Annotated in this window: 14 protein-coding genes; all 14 read right to left on the bottom strand. The window is 46.8% G+C overall.

Annotation, left to right across the window (positions count from 1 at the left end):
* Positions 1–82: 82 nt before the first annotated feature.
* Positions 83–652: a DUF6470 family protein gene (locus tag ACR8BL_RS19740; RefSeq protein WP_434749189.1), complete on the bottom strand. Its 570-nt coding sequence runs from the start codon at positions 650–652 to the stop codon at positions 83–85.
* A gap of 16 nt (positions 653–668) precedes the next feature.
* Entirely contained in the window at positions 669–1,589 is a 921-nt protein-coding gene (flgL, locus tag ACR8BL_RS19735; protein WP_434749188.1) for a flagellar hook-associated protein FlgL, read from the bottom strand.
* Positions 1,590–1,613: 24 nt separating this feature from the next.
* A complete protein-coding gene (gene flgK, locus ACR8BL_RS19730; protein WP_434749187.1) occupies positions 1,614–3,170 on the bottom strand; it encodes a flagellar hook-associated protein FlgK in 1,557 nt (518 codons plus the stop codon).
* Between the two features lie 19 nt (positions 3,171–3,189).
* Positions 3,190–3,693 carry a flagellar protein FlgN gene (locus ACR8BL_RS19725; RefSeq protein ID WP_434749186.1) on the bottom strand — a complete coding sequence of 168 codons (504 nt, stop codon included), beginning with the start codon at positions 3,691–3,693 and terminating at the stop codon, positions 3,190–3,192.
* 11 nt (positions 3,694–3,704) lie between these two features.
* A complete protein-coding gene (flgM, locus tag ACR8BL_RS19720) occupies positions 3,705–3,989 on the bottom strand; it encodes a flagellar biosynthesis anti-sigma factor FlgM (RefSeq protein ID WP_434749185.1) in 285 nt (94 codons plus the stop codon).
* Between the two features lie 172 nt (positions 3,990–4,161).
* On the bottom strand, positions 4,162–4,566 hold the full coding sequence (locus ACR8BL_RS19715) for a TIGR03826 family flagellar region protein (RefSeq protein WP_434749184.1): 405 nt from the start codon (positions 4,564–4,566) through the stop codon (positions 4,162–4,164).
* A 232-nt stretch (positions 4,567–4,798) separates the two neighbouring features.
* Positions 4,799–5,620, bottom strand: coding sequence for a ComF family protein (locus tag ACR8BL_RS19710; protein ID WP_434749183.1), 822 nt, complete (start codon positions 5,618–5,620; stop codon positions 4,799–4,801).
* 218 nt (positions 5,621–5,838) lie between these two features.
* Positions 5,839–7,716, bottom strand: a complete 1,878-nt coding sequence (locus ACR8BL_RS19705; RefSeq protein WP_434756411.1) for a helicase-related protein — start codon at positions 7,714–7,716, stop codon at positions 5,839–5,841.
* A gap of 515 nt (positions 7,717–8,231) precedes the next feature.
* On the bottom strand, positions 8,232–8,651 hold the full coding sequence (locus ACR8BL_RS19700) for a hypothetical protein (RefSeq protein WP_434756410.1): 420 nt from the start codon (positions 8,649–8,651) through the stop codon (positions 8,232–8,234).
* Between the two features lie 207 nt (positions 8,652–8,858).
* Positions 8,859–9,581: a response regulator transcription factor gene (locus ACR8BL_RS19695; RefSeq protein WP_024631627.1), complete on the bottom strand. Its 723-nt coding sequence runs from the start codon at positions 9,579–9,581 to the stop codon at positions 8,859–8,861.
* Between the two features lie 4 nt (positions 9,582–9,585).
* Entirely contained in the window at positions 9,586–10,746 is a 1,161-nt protein-coding gene (locus tag ACR8BL_RS19690) for a sensor histidine kinase (RefSeq protein WP_434749180.1), read from the bottom strand.
* Positions 10,747–10,793: 47 nt separating this feature from the next.
* Entirely contained in the window at positions 10,794–13,517 is a 2,724-nt protein-coding gene (locus ACR8BL_RS19685) for a stalk domain-containing protein (protein WP_434749179.1), read from the bottom strand.
* A gap of 225 nt (positions 13,518–13,742) precedes the next feature.
* A complete protein-coding gene (locus tag ACR8BL_RS19680; RefSeq protein ID WP_434749178.1) occupies positions 13,743–14,975 on the bottom strand; it encodes a stalk domain-containing protein in 1,233 nt (410 codons plus the stop codon).
* Between the two features lie 127 nt (positions 14,976–15,102).
* A complete protein-coding gene (locus tag ACR8BL_RS19675; RefSeq protein ID WP_434749177.1) occupies positions 15,103–18,819 on the bottom strand; it encodes a SwmB domain-containing protein in 3,717 nt (1,238 codons plus the stop codon).
* Positions 18,820–18,838: the final 19 nt, after the last annotated feature.

Below are 18,838 nucleotides of genomic sequence, written 5' to 3'. Positions count from 1 at the left end.
AAACGCCTCCCTGGCGATAATAATTTTAGATAAAAAAAGCTATAGCGGATGCTTTCAACCGTCTATAGCTCTATAGTATAACTTATAATCCGATATCTATTGAAGGCGGAGTGTACTGCACAGACCCGTATTGTTGTACATAGATATCCAACTTTCCTCGTTGGTACTCAATCTCAGGTTTGTTTACCGTGACATTCATTTCTGACTTTCCTGCCTCAAAACGAATGTCAGGCGCTCTCGTCGAAACACGGATATCCACATTACCTGAAGATGCAGGAGTGCGTGTTTCTGGAAAAGGCCTCGCTTGCCAGTTCGTCCCCACAATGTTTGCAATCGTATTGCCCGGCTTATGAATTGCTGCAAGCTCGTTCCCTTGCTGTACACGCTCGGCCATATTTTGCAGAAAAATCTGCTGAATACCTGAATAGATCCGGGCATTCATATCAAACATATTTCCTCCATGATAGGCTGAGAAGGCCTTGGACTGATCCACATTAAGATCAATTGGATGGCTTTGTACCGTTAATTTTCCGGGCGTGGTACGAAGCTCCATCTCTGCTTTCGGTTGCCGAATGGAGTATTTCCCCATGTCTGCATCCATATGAATTACAGTAGGTGTTGTATGAATCTGAAGCATCGGAATACTACTCACCAGAGGATCTCCCCCTTTATCTTAGAAAGTCAACCAATGATTGGGAAATGATCTTGGCTCCTGTAGATAGCGAAGCATTGTAGATATTCTCCTGAATTTTCGATTTGATGGATAATTCAGCATAATCCGCATCTTCAACCTTAGACTGTAAATCGGACAAATTAACTTCCAGATCACTCAGTCTGCCTTGCATTAGTTCTATACGATTGGTTTTTGCACCGATCTCTGCCCGAATGGAAAGCATTTGGTTTGTCCGCGTATCAATATTGTTAAGTTGATTCGATAATTCCTTCTGATCTCCGCTGGCCAGAGCCTGACTAATCGTATTAAAGATGACAAACAAGTTATCCGTATCAGAAGAGTTTCCAAACACTTCATTACCGGTCACATTGATCGGAAGCTGGATACTTTCACCAACGATATAATTAATTTTGCCTGTATCCGTAAGAACCGAGGCAGCACCGGATGTATCAAATGATCCATCCGCATTTGCAGGAAAATCGTACGGTTTAGCCGTATAATTTTCACCATTGAAAATATATTTCCCGTTCAGTGTACTGTTTGAAATATCGATGAGCTGAGCTTTTAACTGTTTCACTTCTTGATTGATGCTGTCCAAAGCAGACTGTGGATTCGTTCCGGTTGCAGCCTGTACCGTTAATTCTCTCAAACGCTGTACTACACTTCCTGCCTGATCCATAACGGTATCATTGAAGTCTAGCCAGGATATCGCACTGTCCACATTTTTCTGATATTGCTCATTAGACGATAGTTCCCCGCGATAGCGAAGAGAATAGGTAATTCCAACCGGATCATCCGATGGCTTGTTAATCTTACGCCCTGTGGCCAATTGAGTCTGTGTATTGTTCATCTGCTGCGCATTTCGGTTCAGGTTAAGAATCAACTGTGAACTCAACATATTATTGGTAACTCGCATTTTCTTTAGTCCTCTCCTTTCTTATTATCTGCCTACCATACCCGTAGAGTTAATTAATTTATCAAGCAGTTGGTCATATGTGGTCATAAATCGAGCCGATGCACTATACGCATGCTGGAACTTGATCATGTTGCCCATCTCTTCATCCAGGGATACACCACTAACCGATTGACGACGTGTATCTACCTGTTGTACCAGAAACTCCGAGTTAGAAGTTTGGCGTGCAGCTTCCTGAGATTGAACACCCAGTTGACCTACAATAGCACTGAATTGGCCTCCAATGGTTGCATTACGCAAGCCGTCGGCTGATTTCATTGGTGTATCCTTAAGATTGGCAAGCAGATTAGCCAGTGTATTATTTCCTTTGATTACCGTTTCCGTTCCAGATGCATTCGTTGTTGTCCGAAGTGAAGAGGCAATCTTATTGGGATCAGCCAATATGGCTGCATTCAAGGAAATATTACCAGCTGTAATTGCAGTTCCACCGCCAGCTGCAGTAAAGAACGGTAAACCTCCAGTGTTCGTCCCATCCATGCTGTACCCAAGCTGATGCAATCCGTTTAAACCTTTGACAGTAACCTTGAGATCACTTGTCAGTGTACGTGCTGCTCCTGTGTATGTAACATTATCCAGGACGGTATTATCAGGTAGTACAGAACCCGCAGGGATAGTTATCTCGATATCACCGTTAGCCAGCGTATTCGCTAAATCATCCATTTGTTTACGGTAATCGTTCACCAGGGTATCTCTGGACTTGATCATGCCATGAACCTCACCGTTCGTGAGTGTACCTGCTGTGTATGCGTCATTCAAAAACGCTGAATCTACCGTAGCCTGTACAGCCCCGCCAGTCACAAGCGCTTGTCCATTCATCTGAACTTGATAACCCTGTGGTGAATCCGTAACGCTGATATTCATAATTTTGGACAACTTGTCTGCCATTAAGTCACGTTGGTCACGCAAATCGTTTGCATTATCACCAAGAGATTCAACTTTAACGATTGCACTGTTCAGGTTAGCAATGTTACCCAGGTAACCCTGAATCTCATTACCTTTTACCGCAATATTACTGTCCAGATCCTGACCCAGAGAGTCTAATTGGCGACTAATCTGATTCATGGCGTCGGTGAGAGCGAGCGTGGTCTCTTTAACGATGCGACGAGCCGTAACATCTTCCGGGTTTTTACTTAGATCTGACCAGGATTTATAAAAATTGTCCATAACGGTACGAAAACCTGTTTTGGAAGGCTCGTTGACAATTGCCTCAAGTTTCTCCAGCGTATCCCGCTGAATGGACCAACTCCCGAAGTTGGTATTTTCATTGCGGTACTGGTCATCCAGAAATTTCTCGCGAACACGGGTAATGGAGTCGAACTCGACCCCTGTCCCGAGTTGTCCTGGTGTTGTACTATGTAAAAATGCAAACGGCTCCATAGGAATGGATGCCTGCATATTTACTCTTTGACGCGAATACCCTTCCGTGTTGGCATTAGCGATGTTATGACCTGTCGTGCTAAGAGCGGTCGTCTGTGCGAACAAACTGCGTCTAGCCGTTTCGATTGAATGAAATGTAGATGTCACCTGGTTTCCCCCTATTTAATCAGGCACGCGTGTCGAACAGACCGATTCGCCCTGGATTGCCTTGCTTATCAGCAGGATGCTGATAAGTTGCATCCTGTTCCGGCCTCGAAGCAAACATGTCCATCGATAGATCAATAAACATTAACGATTGCTCGATCAGCTTTTGATTCAGTTGATTAATGTCTTTCAGTTCCTGTAATGTTCCCGCCAGCTTCTTCTGAACTTCAAACAATCGCTGTTTGTCAGCCGGATCAAAGATCAGCTTGGAAATCTCGGTAATGTTCAAGTTCAGCATGGACTTGATGCCACGCTCCTGAAGTAGTTCATGAACAGCATGCAGTCGTTCCGTATCCAGCGGTTCCTGCTGTTTCATAAACTTAGATTCCTTATTCATGATAGCAATAAGCTGGTCCACATCGTTTTTGACGATTACCTCTCGTTTAACCTGACAGAGTGCCAGCATGTCACGGTGACTTTGTTCCATCTGCTCTAAAACTGCAATCAATCTGTCCAGTGCTGCCATTACATAATCACCTATTCCTTATCAAAAGACTTGAAATACGGTAGCAACTTGTCAGCAAGCTTGCTACTGTCTACCTGATACGTTCCTGAGCTCACCTGTTCTTTCAACTCCTGAATCCGTTGCAACCGTCCCGCATCTTGCGTACGTCCTTGTTCTTCAAGCATCTTTATCGCCTCCGGAGAAATGGATACTTCATCCTTGCGGCGGCTTTTCTTGGCCTCAGCCTGCTGATTGGATTCTACATTCCTCTGATATGAATTGATGGCTCCAATTCGACTCGGTTCATTGATTTTCATTCGAAGTGCACTTCCTTTCAAATAAAATAGAATGATCTACGTTTTTCTTTCTTTATCTTTATGTGTTTGAAATGAGTAGGATAATAAAAAAAACCGATAATCTTTAATAAGTTTATCGGTACGTTCCAAAACATTTGTTATAGCATTATTCGTATTTAAGACCACGTTCCTATTAGTTCCGTAGTTTGTCGACAGTATTGTAGGTTCGTACGCCTACTTGGTTGTTCTCCTTCTGACCTACTTCACGGGCAGCTCCAGCCAAGTCTTTGGTTAATCGAGTACGACAGGAATCACACATATGTCCCTCTCGAATCAAAGTCCCGCATACTTCACAAGGATACATCATATTCGGGGCGTTTTCGATGGAAATCCGTCCCTCTCGAATAAACTTGGTGATCGTTTTGATTGGAACTTCAGTTGCATCAGATAATTCCTGTATGTTAGTGCCTTTGTTCTCGCGCAAATATTCTACACATACTTGATATTCCTGTTCCATCTCCTTGATACAGTTCGAGCATACATCTCGAAAATTCAATGCATACAATCTGCCACAACGAGGACAATTTCCTAAATTCATCGCTAAAACTCCCCTCTCCAACTTCCTTTATCCGATTAGTTAATACCTATAGATTACCTTATTTTCTCCTACGAAGTCTATACATTATTGATAAATATAAAATGCATGAGATTGCGTATATATGAAATCTATCTTAAAGTCGATCCCCACTATTTTAGAAGGTTATCTTGCCTTACTGTATATATTCCAACGTTTTTATTACTCTGACTTTTTGAGCGATGAAAATAACATATTAAGATCGCGCTAATGTGAGTGTATAAATTTCCACCGGGATGCCCGCATGACTTGCCGCCTGTAAAATGACATGTCCACAAGCATCTAACGTACTACCGGTCGTATAGATGTCATCGATCAAAAGTAGCCTAAACGGCTTGTTGTAATTCCTGAGCAGCCTGAAATCAAATTCATCAAGCTTGATCAAAAAGGCATGCTTCATCGTTTCGAACCGCTCGGCACGGGACTTGAAGCTTTGTTTCCCTGTGTTGATCTGGCGCTGCAACAGATCAACACAGGGTAGACGAGCGGCGTTGGCAAGCCCCGCTGCCAGCCGCTCCGCCTGATTAAAGCCGCGTTCGGCCAAGCGTTCCCCGCTTACGGGCACGTACGTGACCATGTCAGGTCGCCATAGCGGCTTCCTTGTTTCCTTTTCACATATGGAAGTCAGTTCCTCACTCATCGCCTGAAAGGCTTGAATCAATAGTGCAGTTAGCAGCGGGGCGTAGCGCTCATGGCCTCGAAACTTATATAGGCTTATCCAATCTTTCATCAGATCGTTATACTGGACGGCGCTCCGATTGCAGAAGAAAGAGCGATTCTGCATATGTGGGCGCACACAGTCGGGGCATCCCACACTACGCCCACAGCGCTGGCAACGGATCGAACGAATCCATGGAATCTGCTGTACACAACGCGGACATATCCCCGGATAACGTGAGGACAACACCGCACGGGTTCCACAGGTCAAACATGGTGAACCCGGCGGGCCAAGCAGCTTATGGAGTTGTCCGGTTAAACGCTGAACATGCTCGAAGATATGAGAAATATAACTGAACATGAGGTGCTTCTCCTTTCTTAACGAAATAACGAGACGACATAGCGAGCATAAAGTATGTAATACACGTTCGGTTAACATGTGCGACGAATACTAGTGCTTGCGAAGCGGTGTAATGGTTTTGTTTGATGGTGGATACTGGCGTAAATCATTGTTCGCATAAACGATTAGTCTGTAGTGAGCCTATTCAAGTTCAGTTGTGTATGTTGTCGTAATGATGACTATGATCTCGGAACTGGCGGATGCAGGTAACCTTTGCGGCGGGCAATAGCGTTCATTTTGCGGATCTGGGATACAGCTTTCACTTGGGAACGAGTACGGCGGGATGCAGCAAATACGACACGGCCTGCCGGATCATCCAAGGAGCGCCCTGCCCGGCCTGCCATCTGTACGAGCGAAGCCTCGTCGAAAAGTCCGTTGTCTGCATCCAGAATAAACACATCGCTACGCGGGATCGTCACGCCTCGCTCCAAGATGGTGGTTGTCACGAGCAGACGGATGGAACGTTCCCGAAATGCAATGACTTTGGCGGCCCGCTCCGTATCCTGGGACGAAGTCCCTTCAATCGAGATGTTCGGGAAATTCCGGCGCATCAGATGCACAAAAGTCTCAATCTGGGCGATACGTGTTACAAAAACAAACACCTGAGCATTACGTTGTAAGGAAGCGCGAATACTCCTTACGATGGCGGCTGGAAGCTGTTTACGTTGGATGCACTGCGCCACGGTAGGCATGCTGATCAATTTCGGTACTGGAAGCGGGTGCCGATGAAAACGGACTGGCACTTTCGCATGAGCAAGCTTGCCCAGAGCAACCTCACGTTGTAACCGAGCTGGCGGCGTAGCGGACAAATAAATAAAGTTACCATCTGGTTTGCAACACGAAGCGGCAGCGTGAGCCAGCATGGGATCGTTATGGTAAGGAAACGCATCAAGCTCGTCGATGATTACCAGATCAAACCCTTGGTAAAAACGCATGAGCTGGTGTGTGGTCGCCAGCGTGAGCAGGGCGTCTTTCCAGCGCTCCGAACTCCCGCCATAGAGCGTCGCGAGCGAGGTGTCCGGGAACGCTTTGGCGAGGCGCGGAGCCAGCTCCAGCACAACATCCCTGCGCGGTGTAGCGACCAACGCTCGCCCCCCTTGATCCAGTGTGTGCTGGATCAGAGGGAATATCATTTCGGTCTTGCCGGCCCCGGTCACGGCCCAGAGCAAGAACCGCCCCGGCCCATCCCCTGCGGGCGGCCGGGTCAAAAACGCGAGCGCCGCGGCTGCTGCCGCGCTCTGCGCTGCGCTTAGCCCCCACCGGGCGAGTCCGCCGCCGGTGGGGGCCAGGGCCGTGCCACGCGATGCTTCGCCGCGTGCGGGCACGGCCCCTTGCGCTGCACTGCGTAGCAGCAGCGCACAGGCACGGCTGCGCCCTAGCGCGAGGCATGCCTCGCAGTATGCGCACGCCGCCAGGCCGCAGGCAGCGCAGGGCACGCGCTGCCTGGCTTCGCTGCCACAGCGGTGGCAGCGGGGCGCGCTTCGCGCGCGGCCGTGCCACGCGAGCCGGCGGCGCGTGGCGGGCCCTTCGAGGGCGGCTGTCAGTTGCAGCCGCCCATGCAAGCGCGCGAGCTGCGCAGCCGCGCGCCAGCCCCCGGGCGGCATGGGGGGCTCCGCCGCCAGCAGCGCCTCGGCCTCGGCCGCCAGTAATTGGCGGCCGCTCATCCGCTCAGCCAGCAATGCTGCGCACTGCTCCAGCTGAGCCCAATGCTCGGCGGGATATGACTTGGGTATCCCGCCCACCCTAACTGCATGCACAGCAGCAGTTCCTATCGTTGCCTCCGTTTCACCCGAGAGCTGTTCGTACAAGTCCAGCTTCTTGTTCAAGTAACTTTGCCACGCCTCCATCTGCCAGTGATTCATGCTACGTGCTGGCTCAAATTGATCCACCAGCCATGAAGCCTGACTTAACGGCAACTGCATGCTTAACACCAGACATTGCTGCACATTCCGTCCACTCAACCCTTCCAGCCACCACACCACATCTACCTGAAGATCGAGAGACATCACCATGCTCCATGCCTCACCCGCCCGGCACACATAAAGCCCAACCTGCATCTGCCATTCCCTCCCCTTCTTAAGTCCGGAAACGCAAAAAAAGCACATACCAACCGGCGTCTTCGCCGGAGCATGTGCTTCATGTCCATTGTTTATATCACAGCTTTGCTTCTTCTCTCAGTATAACGAGAATTCCACTTCAAAACAATTCCTTATTTTCCAACCCACACCTTTCCTAACTGACCTGGGCCTGCTTTATGATCAACGCATTCCGTCAAGAACACTAGCTGCCCAATCACTTTAACAAAAAATTGGATTTTTTCTTTGGAATATGCGCAACTTTTTCCAGTTTTATCAGTCTATATTTTTAACTTAAGACTTCTGACTTCAAAATGCTTCTTCCAGCGTCATCCGAAGTGATGAATCCAATAACCAACCATAGATTGCAATAAAACCCATTTTTGATTTAAAGGCAGGCTTGGCTACAATTACAAAAAAAAGACTACAGCACCATGCTGTAATCTTTCCCGTCAAAAATGTGTATCTCCACATTTGCATCATGCCTGATGTGAGAATTACCTGCTTCCGGCTTCATCACTGGCATTGCGCAGATCAATGAGACGATAGCCCTCATTTGTCTGCACTGCATGTTCAAGTTCCGCAGGCACAGCAGGAAGATAAGACAGCTCCATGCCTTGCCTTTGCATCATCTTCTCAATAATGGTGATGGTCTCCGCTTCTTTATGATCGGCGACCACCGTTAATGTGAAGCTTTTACCACGATATAATAATTCCAGGCAAAGTGCTCGAATAATGCCCTCAATTCGTCCTACCTGATTGGAAGGAATGAGCAGAATCTGCTCGAAGCCTTCGGACTCCGGGCGGGAAGTATGGCGCTGGTGCATCACATGAACGGCCATTGCCGCCAGGAAGTATATAAGCAGAATCATAGTCAAATGAGCAACCATGGCAACTGCACCTCCTCGGAAGGTCATGTTCACCCATGGCGAACATCCCTGTATACAGCAGTATATGCCACGTATTCCGAAGGGTTACAGCCAACAAGCAGTCGACGCTCGCTTGAACAGATGTTCAGCACACCCCGACACTTTGTTCGTGTGCAGTGATAAAGTCCATCAACCCGCAAACCAATCCAGCTAATGGAGAGGGCGCGAGTGAGTACGATCTAAGGATTATACCTATTACAGCGTAACCCATCCATATTTGATGGAGTTAATAACAGCCTGTGTACGGTCGTCCACTTCCATCTTCTGCAGAATGCTGCTGACATGGTTTTTAACCGTTTTTTCACTAATGAACAAAAATTCACCAATCATTTTGTTGCTCTTACCCTCAGCCATCAAACGCAATACCTCAGCTTCACGACGTGTCAGCGGGTTATTGTCCCCGGCAACAAACTTAACGCCTGCTTCCTTCGAAGCTCCTTCACTCATCGCACCTGTCTCATTAAGATACGTCATACGACGAAGCTGCATAATCAGTTTGCCAGTCACTTTAGGGTGAATAAATGCATGCCCTTCATGAACCGAACGAATCGCATTGATCAGAGACTCTGCCTCCATATCTTTCAGCAAATATCCGTTTGCTCCCTTACGGAGTGTTTCAAATACATAACTTTCATCATCATGAATAGACAAAATAATAACCTTAACATCCGGGAACAGCTCGCGCAGTTTCTCGGTCGCTTCAACACCGTTCTCCACAGGCATGTTAATGTCCATGAGTACGATATCCGGCTTATCCTGATTACAGAATTCGAGCACCTGAATACCATCGCCACATTCGCCGATGACCTCAATGTCGTCCTCCATATTTAAAATGCGTTTCAAGCCCTCTCGGAACAGCTGATGATCATCAGCCAAAAGAACTTTAATTGATGCTTTTCCAGTATCACGGTTTTCCATCCTGCTACTCCTTTCCCTTATCCACGTTTGTCGGGATATGAATGACTATTTTGGTTCCCTGATTCTCTGCGGATTCAATCTCTATTCTTCCTTCTAACAGTTCAACACGCTCTCTCATCCCGATCAGACCGAAGTGGGTATGATCCTTGCTTTTCTTCGCAAGAAGCTCCGGTTTGAACCCAAGCCCATTGTCCTGTACGACAATTTTGACGAGCTGAGCCTGGTATGTAATTTCTACGACAACATATGTGGGATAAGCATGTTTGGCAGCATTAGACAGACCTTCCTGCACGAGACGATAGATTGCAGCCTCCATTGCAGAAGAGAGACGATGTTCCTTACCTCTTGTTTCAAAAAGCGACCGGATTTTTGTTTTTACTTCAAAATCCTGCACATACTTGCGAAGCGTTGGAATCAAACCCAGATCATCCAGTGCCATAGGACGCAGATTGAAAATAACTTTTCTCATTTCTTCAAGACTTGAACGAACCTGGCCTTTCAAATCTACTATTTCGGCCTGGACCATCTTAAAATCCTGCTTAATGAGCATTCTTTCTACAATTTCCGTCCTAAGCACTAGATTGGCAAGCATCTGCGCAGGCCCGTCATGAATCTCCCGGGCAATACGTTTCCGCTCTTCCTCCTGGGCCAAAATTATTTTCAAACCAATCATTTGTCGATTCTTGGCAGACTCGATAATCCGGGTCACTTGACCCAACTCGCCTGACAAATATTCTAGCACAACGCCCATCTGCGAACCAATCGTTTCGGCACGCTCCACAGAAGCCTCCACATTTTTGGCACGCTTCTGCAGATCATCCCGACGGGCCTTTAGATACATTTCCTTCTCACGATAAATCATCAGATCCAGCTGCAGCTGTGTCGCTTTCTCATACGCCTGCTTGATATCATGCTCTGAATAACGGACAAAGTCACGACTCACCTCTGTCAGCCGGATCCGGGAACGGCGGTAATTCAACTCCAATTGATCTACCTTCTCGATCGTTTCCGCCGTTTCCTTCAGCACTGACTTGAGCTCCTCATTGAGCGTCTTCAGCTCATCGCGAGTGGAGTCCATGATTTCAAACATTTGATATTTGCTGTTTTCCATGACTTGTATGGCGTTTTTTATGACGCGGTCTATGGCATCGGCTTGTAAATCCACGTTTGTTCGACTCCATTTCTATCGTTTCCGGTATATATCATACCATATCACGATGAGATGGTAACGGTCTTCGTGTTCTGTTCCCATTTTACAGTCAGCCCAAGTTGCTCGGATACGAGTCTGAGAGGGACTAAAGTCCTACCCCCACTTACGTAAGGTGCAACCGTTGCGCTCTGTCTTTTGCCGTTCAGAACAAATTCTTTCTGACCTACCACCAGATCGATCAGTTTACTGCCGCGAATTACAGTAATCCGCTGATTTTTGCTGTCCCAGCTTGCCTGTCCGCCAAAGGCATCAAGTACATGTTTGATGGGCACATATGTTGTTCCATTTTTAATGACTGGTGCAGCATCAATGGTCTTTTTTGTACCGTTCACCGTCATCGACTTCTGTCCAAGCACCAGTGAAGCTGTGCCCGCAGGCAATCCAACTTCGCTGGATTTCGAAGGCATCGTGAACGCAATGTTGTCGAACGCAACCATTCCAGTCATCGCGCGCTCATCCTGCCCCTCTTCCACGTTAACAACATATACACGCTTCAGTTTTGCCGGATAAGCCATATTTAGACCATTCAGGTCTACGCTAACCTTCTTCCATCCGTTCCAGTCAATCGCTTTGGCAAGATCGGCATATACCGTTTTGCCTTTGGCATCTGTGAATTCCGCACGCAGCCAGTTCAGGCTTTTGTCGCCCATCACATCCATCGACATCGAGGTTGCCGTTGCTGATACGTCTCTACCTGTTGAACCGTTCAGCTCCGCATAGGCGTACATTTTACCGGTTCCACCCGTCATATCGTAACTGAGTTGCAGTACCTTGGAGCCAGCCTTCTCACCGGTTCCTGCCACAACTGCGGCCGAGCCTGTCACACCTGCTGCATTTGTTGTGAAGTTAATCGGATAATTCGCGTTTTCAAAATCCTCCCAGATGGTTTCACTCGCAGCTGCAGAGAGTACAACAACCGTGCTGTAACCATCATAACGGCCGATCGCATAACCAACCTGTGCTCCATCATTCACAGATGATACCGTCAACTGGTCACCTGCCACTTTTCCTTTGAATCCAATGAATTCCCATGTCAGAGAATCCGCTGGTACAGTCACGCTTTGCCCACTCTTCGTAGTAGCCGTAACTGGAATCGAGACGGTTGTACCCGCTTGGAGCGAACCAAGACCTGATCCGGCTGTCAGAGAAGCCAGCTCGCTGCCACCCAGTACCGTTACTTTGATCGAGGATGAAGCTCCACTGCTGGTAGCCGTCAACGTTGTTGTGCCTGGCTTCACACCTTTGATCGTTCCGTTGCTGACACTGACAATTCCATTATTGCTTGATTTCCAGGTCAACGGAATATCGCCCGTGGAGATCGGGTTGTAATACGTATCATACCCTTTTGCAGAATACTTGCCTTCCTGACCTGCGAGCAATGTCTGGCTACCGCTTACCGCAAAGCCTTTCAGCTTACCTTCCGGTGCTGTTGAGAACACTCCAAGGGTATTGACAACTTGACGCTGCTCGGTACCATACTCGGTATTAAATGTCAGGCTGGCCGATTGGTCACCCAGCGGACGTGTCACCATTGTTGTTGATCCGCCGCCGTCCAGGTTCATGCCTTTCCATACCCCGATACTGGTCATGAACGACTGTAGTTCAGTCAGGGACATACCACTGCTATTCCCATTCTTTTCTGCTGCAATAATGTACACGTAGCGGCCATCCTGAGAGTACCCTACCGCTGTTCTGGCACGGACACCACCAATTCCGGAAGAAGCGATATTCCGCGAGAAGGAAGCAGCCTGGCCTCCGTTCACCAGAATCGTATGACCACCAATCATCATTTCCAGATTACTTGGGTCAACAGACTGTCCTGTCGTTTTGGCAACCAGCCTGTAATCTGCTCCCACTGTCTGCCCAACAGACAGGTGGCTCATGATCCATGTTGCCGCTGTACCATGTGCACGGAGGATATACCCGTCTGGTGGCACAGTCATATTTAACGCCTTTTTATCCGAAATTTGCGTGATGACATTATTCTGTACGAGCACCTCGGTCGGCGTGGTAGAAGGATCATTCGGACGTTTGGTTGACGTCCACGCAGGTGTATAAATATACATGGAGTTCGCATGGCTGTATGAATCCGATCCCGTTTCAGCCGTATAGTCCTCCTTATTTATCCCACGCAGGGCGAAGGTTGAACCATCCTCTGCCTTCACTGTGCCATCAAAGGAATATTCATCGATCATCGGCTTGCCATCCTTGGTTACAGTGAGAGCATACATCCCCTTCAGTTCAGATGGTGTAGACACCAGAACTCCGTCAGAGACTTGACCGCCAATCGGTGACATTTCCCCGGATACGTTAAAATAATCCCCGTTCACCGCAGCCACTGCGCCGTTTTCCTTCGCCATACCGCCAGTGCTCTGTTTGCTGTTTAATTTGTTGCCTCTACCTGTCATCACATCCAGCTTCACATAAGGATTTTGCAGATCTACCTGGATCACATCTGCAAGCACATTCACCTTAGATCCTGAACGTGTTGTCGTATATCTGTATTTCATGAGCTTAGCACCCGAAGTCAGAATCTCTTCTCCGAGCTTGCTCGTATTCGTCGATGCCGCCGCTGCTACGGATTGCCAGGAAGTCCCTGACCATATCTGCCCACCTGCACTCATCACGGGTGCAATCCAGATCACACCTGCCAGCGTTACAATTGCCCATTTCTTTGCCTTGTTGTACTTAACGTCTTCCCGCTGTTTCCCATGTTTCCCCAGCATGTTCGAAACGTCTCTCCCATCTTGTATATCAATCTTAGACATCACACATATGCAGCCGAGCGGCAGTACATAGAACGACCTCTAGCATACCCTTCTATTAATAGACTGTTTTTTGTGGAAAAAGTTACGATTATCATGAATATTAAGGGCTTTTTTGGTAAAAAAAGACCCCGGCATGGAGTGAGTCTCCATACCTGGGGAATGATTCTGCATATTGATCGTTGTTCAATCCAGTTCCGGAAAAAAAATCTCAGACAACGTTCGATTTGTCTCCGCTTCTGTTGGTGTAATATCTAAATCATTTCTATAGTTCCAGTGCCCATTGGCATAATCAAGATAGATCAACGCCTCATAAATAATAGGATACCGCTCTTTGGTATGTGAAGTGAAATCTCTATTCAAGGTAGCATGAACAACAGCTTGTTTTTCACCCAAAAAAACTACACGTTCGTTGGATAAGTGATACGTACTATCTTCGTACGCAAACGTAGATTTCTTACCGTTCTCCCATTTCATCCAATCTTGATCGCCTGCAAGCGTATTAATCTGCTCAATAATAAACGGTGATGTGTATTTATATGTTAAATCAAAATCTTCCTCACTTAATGCTTTGTAATACGTTCTGAGATCAGATAAAATAAACTCTTGCTGTTTACTGGAGTTTTCTCTTATCGCCGCCACAACTTGATCAATATTGTTCGGAATTGTTTGACTCACGGAAAGATATCGATACTGAAGAACTTTCCACTCGTTGTTCTCTTTCCTAATGCGAAACACAACCTCATGTTCATCATTAATTACCTGATTATTATGTATATAGGTAACATATAACAATGCCTGATTTGCAGATTCGTATGTAATACTTGTGATGTTTACATTGTATCTTAGATCCTGAATTTCACTTTTCGGAAGATCGATCATATCTCTCAAATAGGATTTCTCTAAATTATCCGAAGCCAGCAGATTTACAGAAAATGCTCTATCATACGTTGTAAGCAAATCAAGTACTGCTTTTTCTTGACCATAACCGTACTCGACCATTCGTGCCGTATTAGACTCTTTATCGTATTGTACCGCATGTTTAGTTAACCATGCTGCAAAGCGAATGGGTAAATAAAATTTCCCATTGATCTGGATACCTGGTCTTTGTAATTCGTAATAATCTCCTGATCCACTGATATAACCATCATCCGGATAAAAAATAAATGTTGATTCCCCGATTAAAGCTGAAATCTCATGTTTTTCTACTGAATATGCCGTTTGGTATCCCATTCGTTGAAGGAACTCTCGAAACGGAACATATACGGTTCCCGCTTTTCTCATCAACTGAATATCTGTAGGTTTCTCATTTACATATAGTTGTACGGGCGTGTTATTCGTTTGGGCATTAGCCAGTGATGGCCAAGGCATAGAGATTGCTACAGTCACTAGTAGAATGAACACCAGTATTTTTTTCATCTATTTAGCACCCTCTATTCTTTTCAATTAACTTCGTGATTTTTATACTAAAAAAAGCGAAATCAAACAGGTTGTAAATTCAACTGATTGATTTCGCTTTACTAGAGGTACAACTCTTTCATTTCAATTACAGATAACCGATCTGGTTCAACATCCGTTTTAACATCACGGCTGCTTGTTCTCTGGTTGCTTTACCCAAAGGCTTGAAGGTCTTATCCAGGTTTCCTTGGATAATGCCTGTCTGCACAGCTTTGGCTACAAAATCCTTGGATGCTTTGATGTTCGCTTTATCCTTAAACACCTTCAGCGTAACATCTGCATCTTCCTGAAGTGCCGGTTGTTGGTTCACAGATTTCATAGCTTTGATTAACATAATCGCCATCTGTTCACGGGTAATTGGGCTGTTCGGCTGGAACTTCCCTTTGCCTACTCCCTCAAGAATACCTGCCTTCACCGCAGCGCCGATATATCCATTCGTCTCAGGTCTTCTGCCAAGATCAGTAAATGGTGCTGAAGAAGCATCTGGTTTGAGTCCTAACCCTCTCGCAACGAGTTCAGCAAACTCGGCACGGGTGATATTCGTTTTGACATTATACTTGTCCAGATTATCCGAGGTAATAATCCATTTGGAAGCGAGTTCCGTTAATGCTTCTCTGGACCAATCCGATGCTTTCGGGAAACTGACCAGATGGGTAATCGGTGCGATCACGCGATTTCCATCCAGCAGACCTCTTGCTACAATCCCTGTCGAAGAGGTTCGGTAAGACGTTGGTATATACGATAACGATTGTGAGTTAGGATCAATCGCTGTCAAGGTCGTTAACAGTGTCGAAGTGTTTCCAGGCACCTTAGTTATATATTGACTTTTAATATTTTGCTCTACACTTTTTCCCGTGTTGCCGTTAAAGAGTGTAACAAAGGTTTCTGTTGCTTCTCCCAGACTCTGTGCATTGGATCTGGATAACATGAAGTCCATGGCACCTGCGGATAGTCTTGGCACAGCCTCCATCTGAACATACAACGTTGCTGTCCCTGGAGCCGTCGTGATTCCTGCACTTTGTCCCATAGTTACAAATGTGAGGTCTGCAAAAGGGACCATCCATACATTGTCTTTATATTTGACCCCGACCGTACCTGTACGGTATTTCCCTGCCAGTTGAGAGAGCTTGTGGAATGGAATACCCACATAGGCTGCTTCACTCGTTGCTGGAACTTCAAATATGATCGGTTGATTCAACTTAAAGCTATTTGAAGCGTAATTGAATGCCTGTTCAAGCTTATTCTCATCAAGTGTGTACTGCTGTGTTGTACGGTTATAACGAGAGGCTGCTGTTTTGGCCGTTGCGGAATCCGTCCCTAGAACTAACATACTCTGAGCAAAACCGGAGTTATTTGCATTACGTTCCGTTAGCCAAGATGGAAGTCCTGCCGATGTATTATCGGTTGGGGTAGTACTCGCCGACTTCTCCTGCAGCGTCAAAGGTCCGAACGCCCCAACTTCTGTATTCAATGCATCTCTAAGCTGCACACCGCCCGGTGTATACGTCACTGTGCCCGACTGTCCCGCTTGGGCAGCTTTAGAGAGTTTAATGGTCACAACAGACCCGTTAACCGAGGCTGAGCTGGCTGGAATAATCTCATTGCCAATCTGCACTCTGAATTGGGAAGGGGTCAATACCGCTTCTGATTTTAATGCGTTCCGGAAGTTGATCTGAATCGTATCTCCTTGCAGAACGCCGGACAGAATTGTACCGTTTCCGAATGTCTGTGTAACGGGCACAAGATCCAGCAACGCAGCCTGATTGTTACTCAGATCCGTCAACCGAGTTGCCCCCGGCACATAAGATAACGTCACAACTTGTGTACTTGTCACTGGCGTGGTCAGCGTTAGCGTCACCAGATCATCATCAATGTCCACGTTGTTCACAAATATCGGTTTGCCGTCTGCCAGTACCGAATATTGATTGTTCATCGGTTTGTTCAATCGACTGAGCGGCTCATTGTAATAAATCCACAGCTTATTGGCATTAACTTCAGCCTTCTGGAATACAGGTGGCTTCGAATCATTGGTGTTCCGTACATAGAACCCACTGAAACCTGCAAGCGGCTGCCCGCGGCTGTCTTTTACCGGCTCGTTGCCTGGCTGGTACGATACTCGTACCACCTCACCGTTGCTGATCGAAGAACCGAGGTTCAACGTAACCTGTGAACTGGTGTTGGTTGACATGCTGCTTACACCAATATTTTTGTCATCCGCAGTAACACTGAACTGTTTGTATGCATTACTGGAATTGATATATACGGTCTCTGGATAGTAGAGAGTAATGCTGTTTGTGTATGCCACACCTTCACGAGGTTTGGACATAATGGAATCCAGTCCATTCTCCACATCTCTTGCCGAGAAGGAAGCTGCCGCATTCAGGGACAAATCCTGAATTCTACGTGTAGTTGTTGTTGGTGCAGTATAAGCTACTTTCACCACTTGTCCGACAGCGACTCCTGTATCCAGCACAACATGTGCACTATCGCCTGAGACATAAGCCGTGCTTACACTGCGATTTTCACCGTTGACCGTCACTGCAAAGCTGGAAGGCAGCAGGTCATACGTGGATAACCATTCATCATAGGTTAGACGAATAATCGTATTACTGTACATTTTCGCTGTTTTAAGCACCGGAGGTGTCGTATCGACAGACAGGGTTCTGAACGTCCATGAGCTTGTCCCGGTTAGACCTGTGAACAGATTACCGGAACGATCCCGGAAGACGTTACCCGGAATATCGACTGTATACGTTGTATTACTCGTCAGAGCAGATTGTGGAATGATGCGTAGCTGACGGTTATTCGAGCTATTAATGATCGTTGTTGCGTTAACCGTACCACCGTTCGAACTTCTCAGGATGGCTTGAGCAGAATAGCTGGTATCCAGCTCTTTGGTGAAGGTTACGTTCAGCTCTGTAGTAAGACCGACACCTGTTGCCCCATTCGCAGGAAGCAAAGAAGCCACTGTGATTGCCGATGGATCAGAGATCACACTGAACCCCCAGTCGATTCGCTGGATCGCTGCCGTATCATTGCCAAGTGCATCACGGAAATAACCTTCGGGTACAGCTATGTATATGGTGCTGTTATTGGCCCAATTTCGAACTGGATCAATCGTTACCGTCGTTTGGGAACCATTGAAGCTAATCTGTGGAGAACTTGCGTCCACCTCTTCGAACAACGTATTTCCTTGATAGATTTGCAGCTTACCTATGCCTCTGGACATGGCCTGATCAAAGGTCAATGTGATATTAGCTGATGGTGATACTCCCGTAGATGCCGTTTGCGGCGTACGGTTTAGTAGTCTGGCCGGACTTGCAGCAGCTACATGGAATGTCCACTCTTTGTTCAGTCCTTCAAAAAAAGTCTGACCATCCGCATATACAAAAGACCGATTGCCAATGGAAACATAAAAGCTGCCTCCAGGCAATGCCTGACTTGGCGTGATGGTAATTACTTTTCCCAAAGTCGCATCTACAGCCGCATCATCAGGTGTAATAATTACAGTTGGATCGCCGACATTAATGTCACGTACTACCGAATTATCTGAAAGTCGGTGAATGCTGATTTTTTCTTGCGTTCCAGTTACTTTTCTCACCGGGTTGGTGAATTCAATCTTTAGCGGCTGTGTTCCGTCCGCCTGCGTTGCATTTAACAGAGGTAATGTGGCGCTAATTCCCTTCGCAGCCAAGTCATCTGCGGCATAAGCCGTATTTCCGCCTGTCCAGCCGGTTAACAAGCCTTGTGTCATTAACATGACAACGAATAGTGCAATCCATCCCTTACGAGCCCATTTATTCACAAACACCCATCCTTCCCCC

The organism is Paenibacillus amylolyticus, from assembly GCF_051136285.1.
In the GTDB taxonomy this organism is placed as follows: domain Bacteria; phylum Bacillota; class Bacilli; order Paenibacillales; family Paenibacillaceae; genus Paenibacillus; species Paenibacillus amylolyticus_F.
Note: the sequence above shows the minus strand (reverse complement) of the source record. Positions and strands in the feature narration are given on the sequence as shown.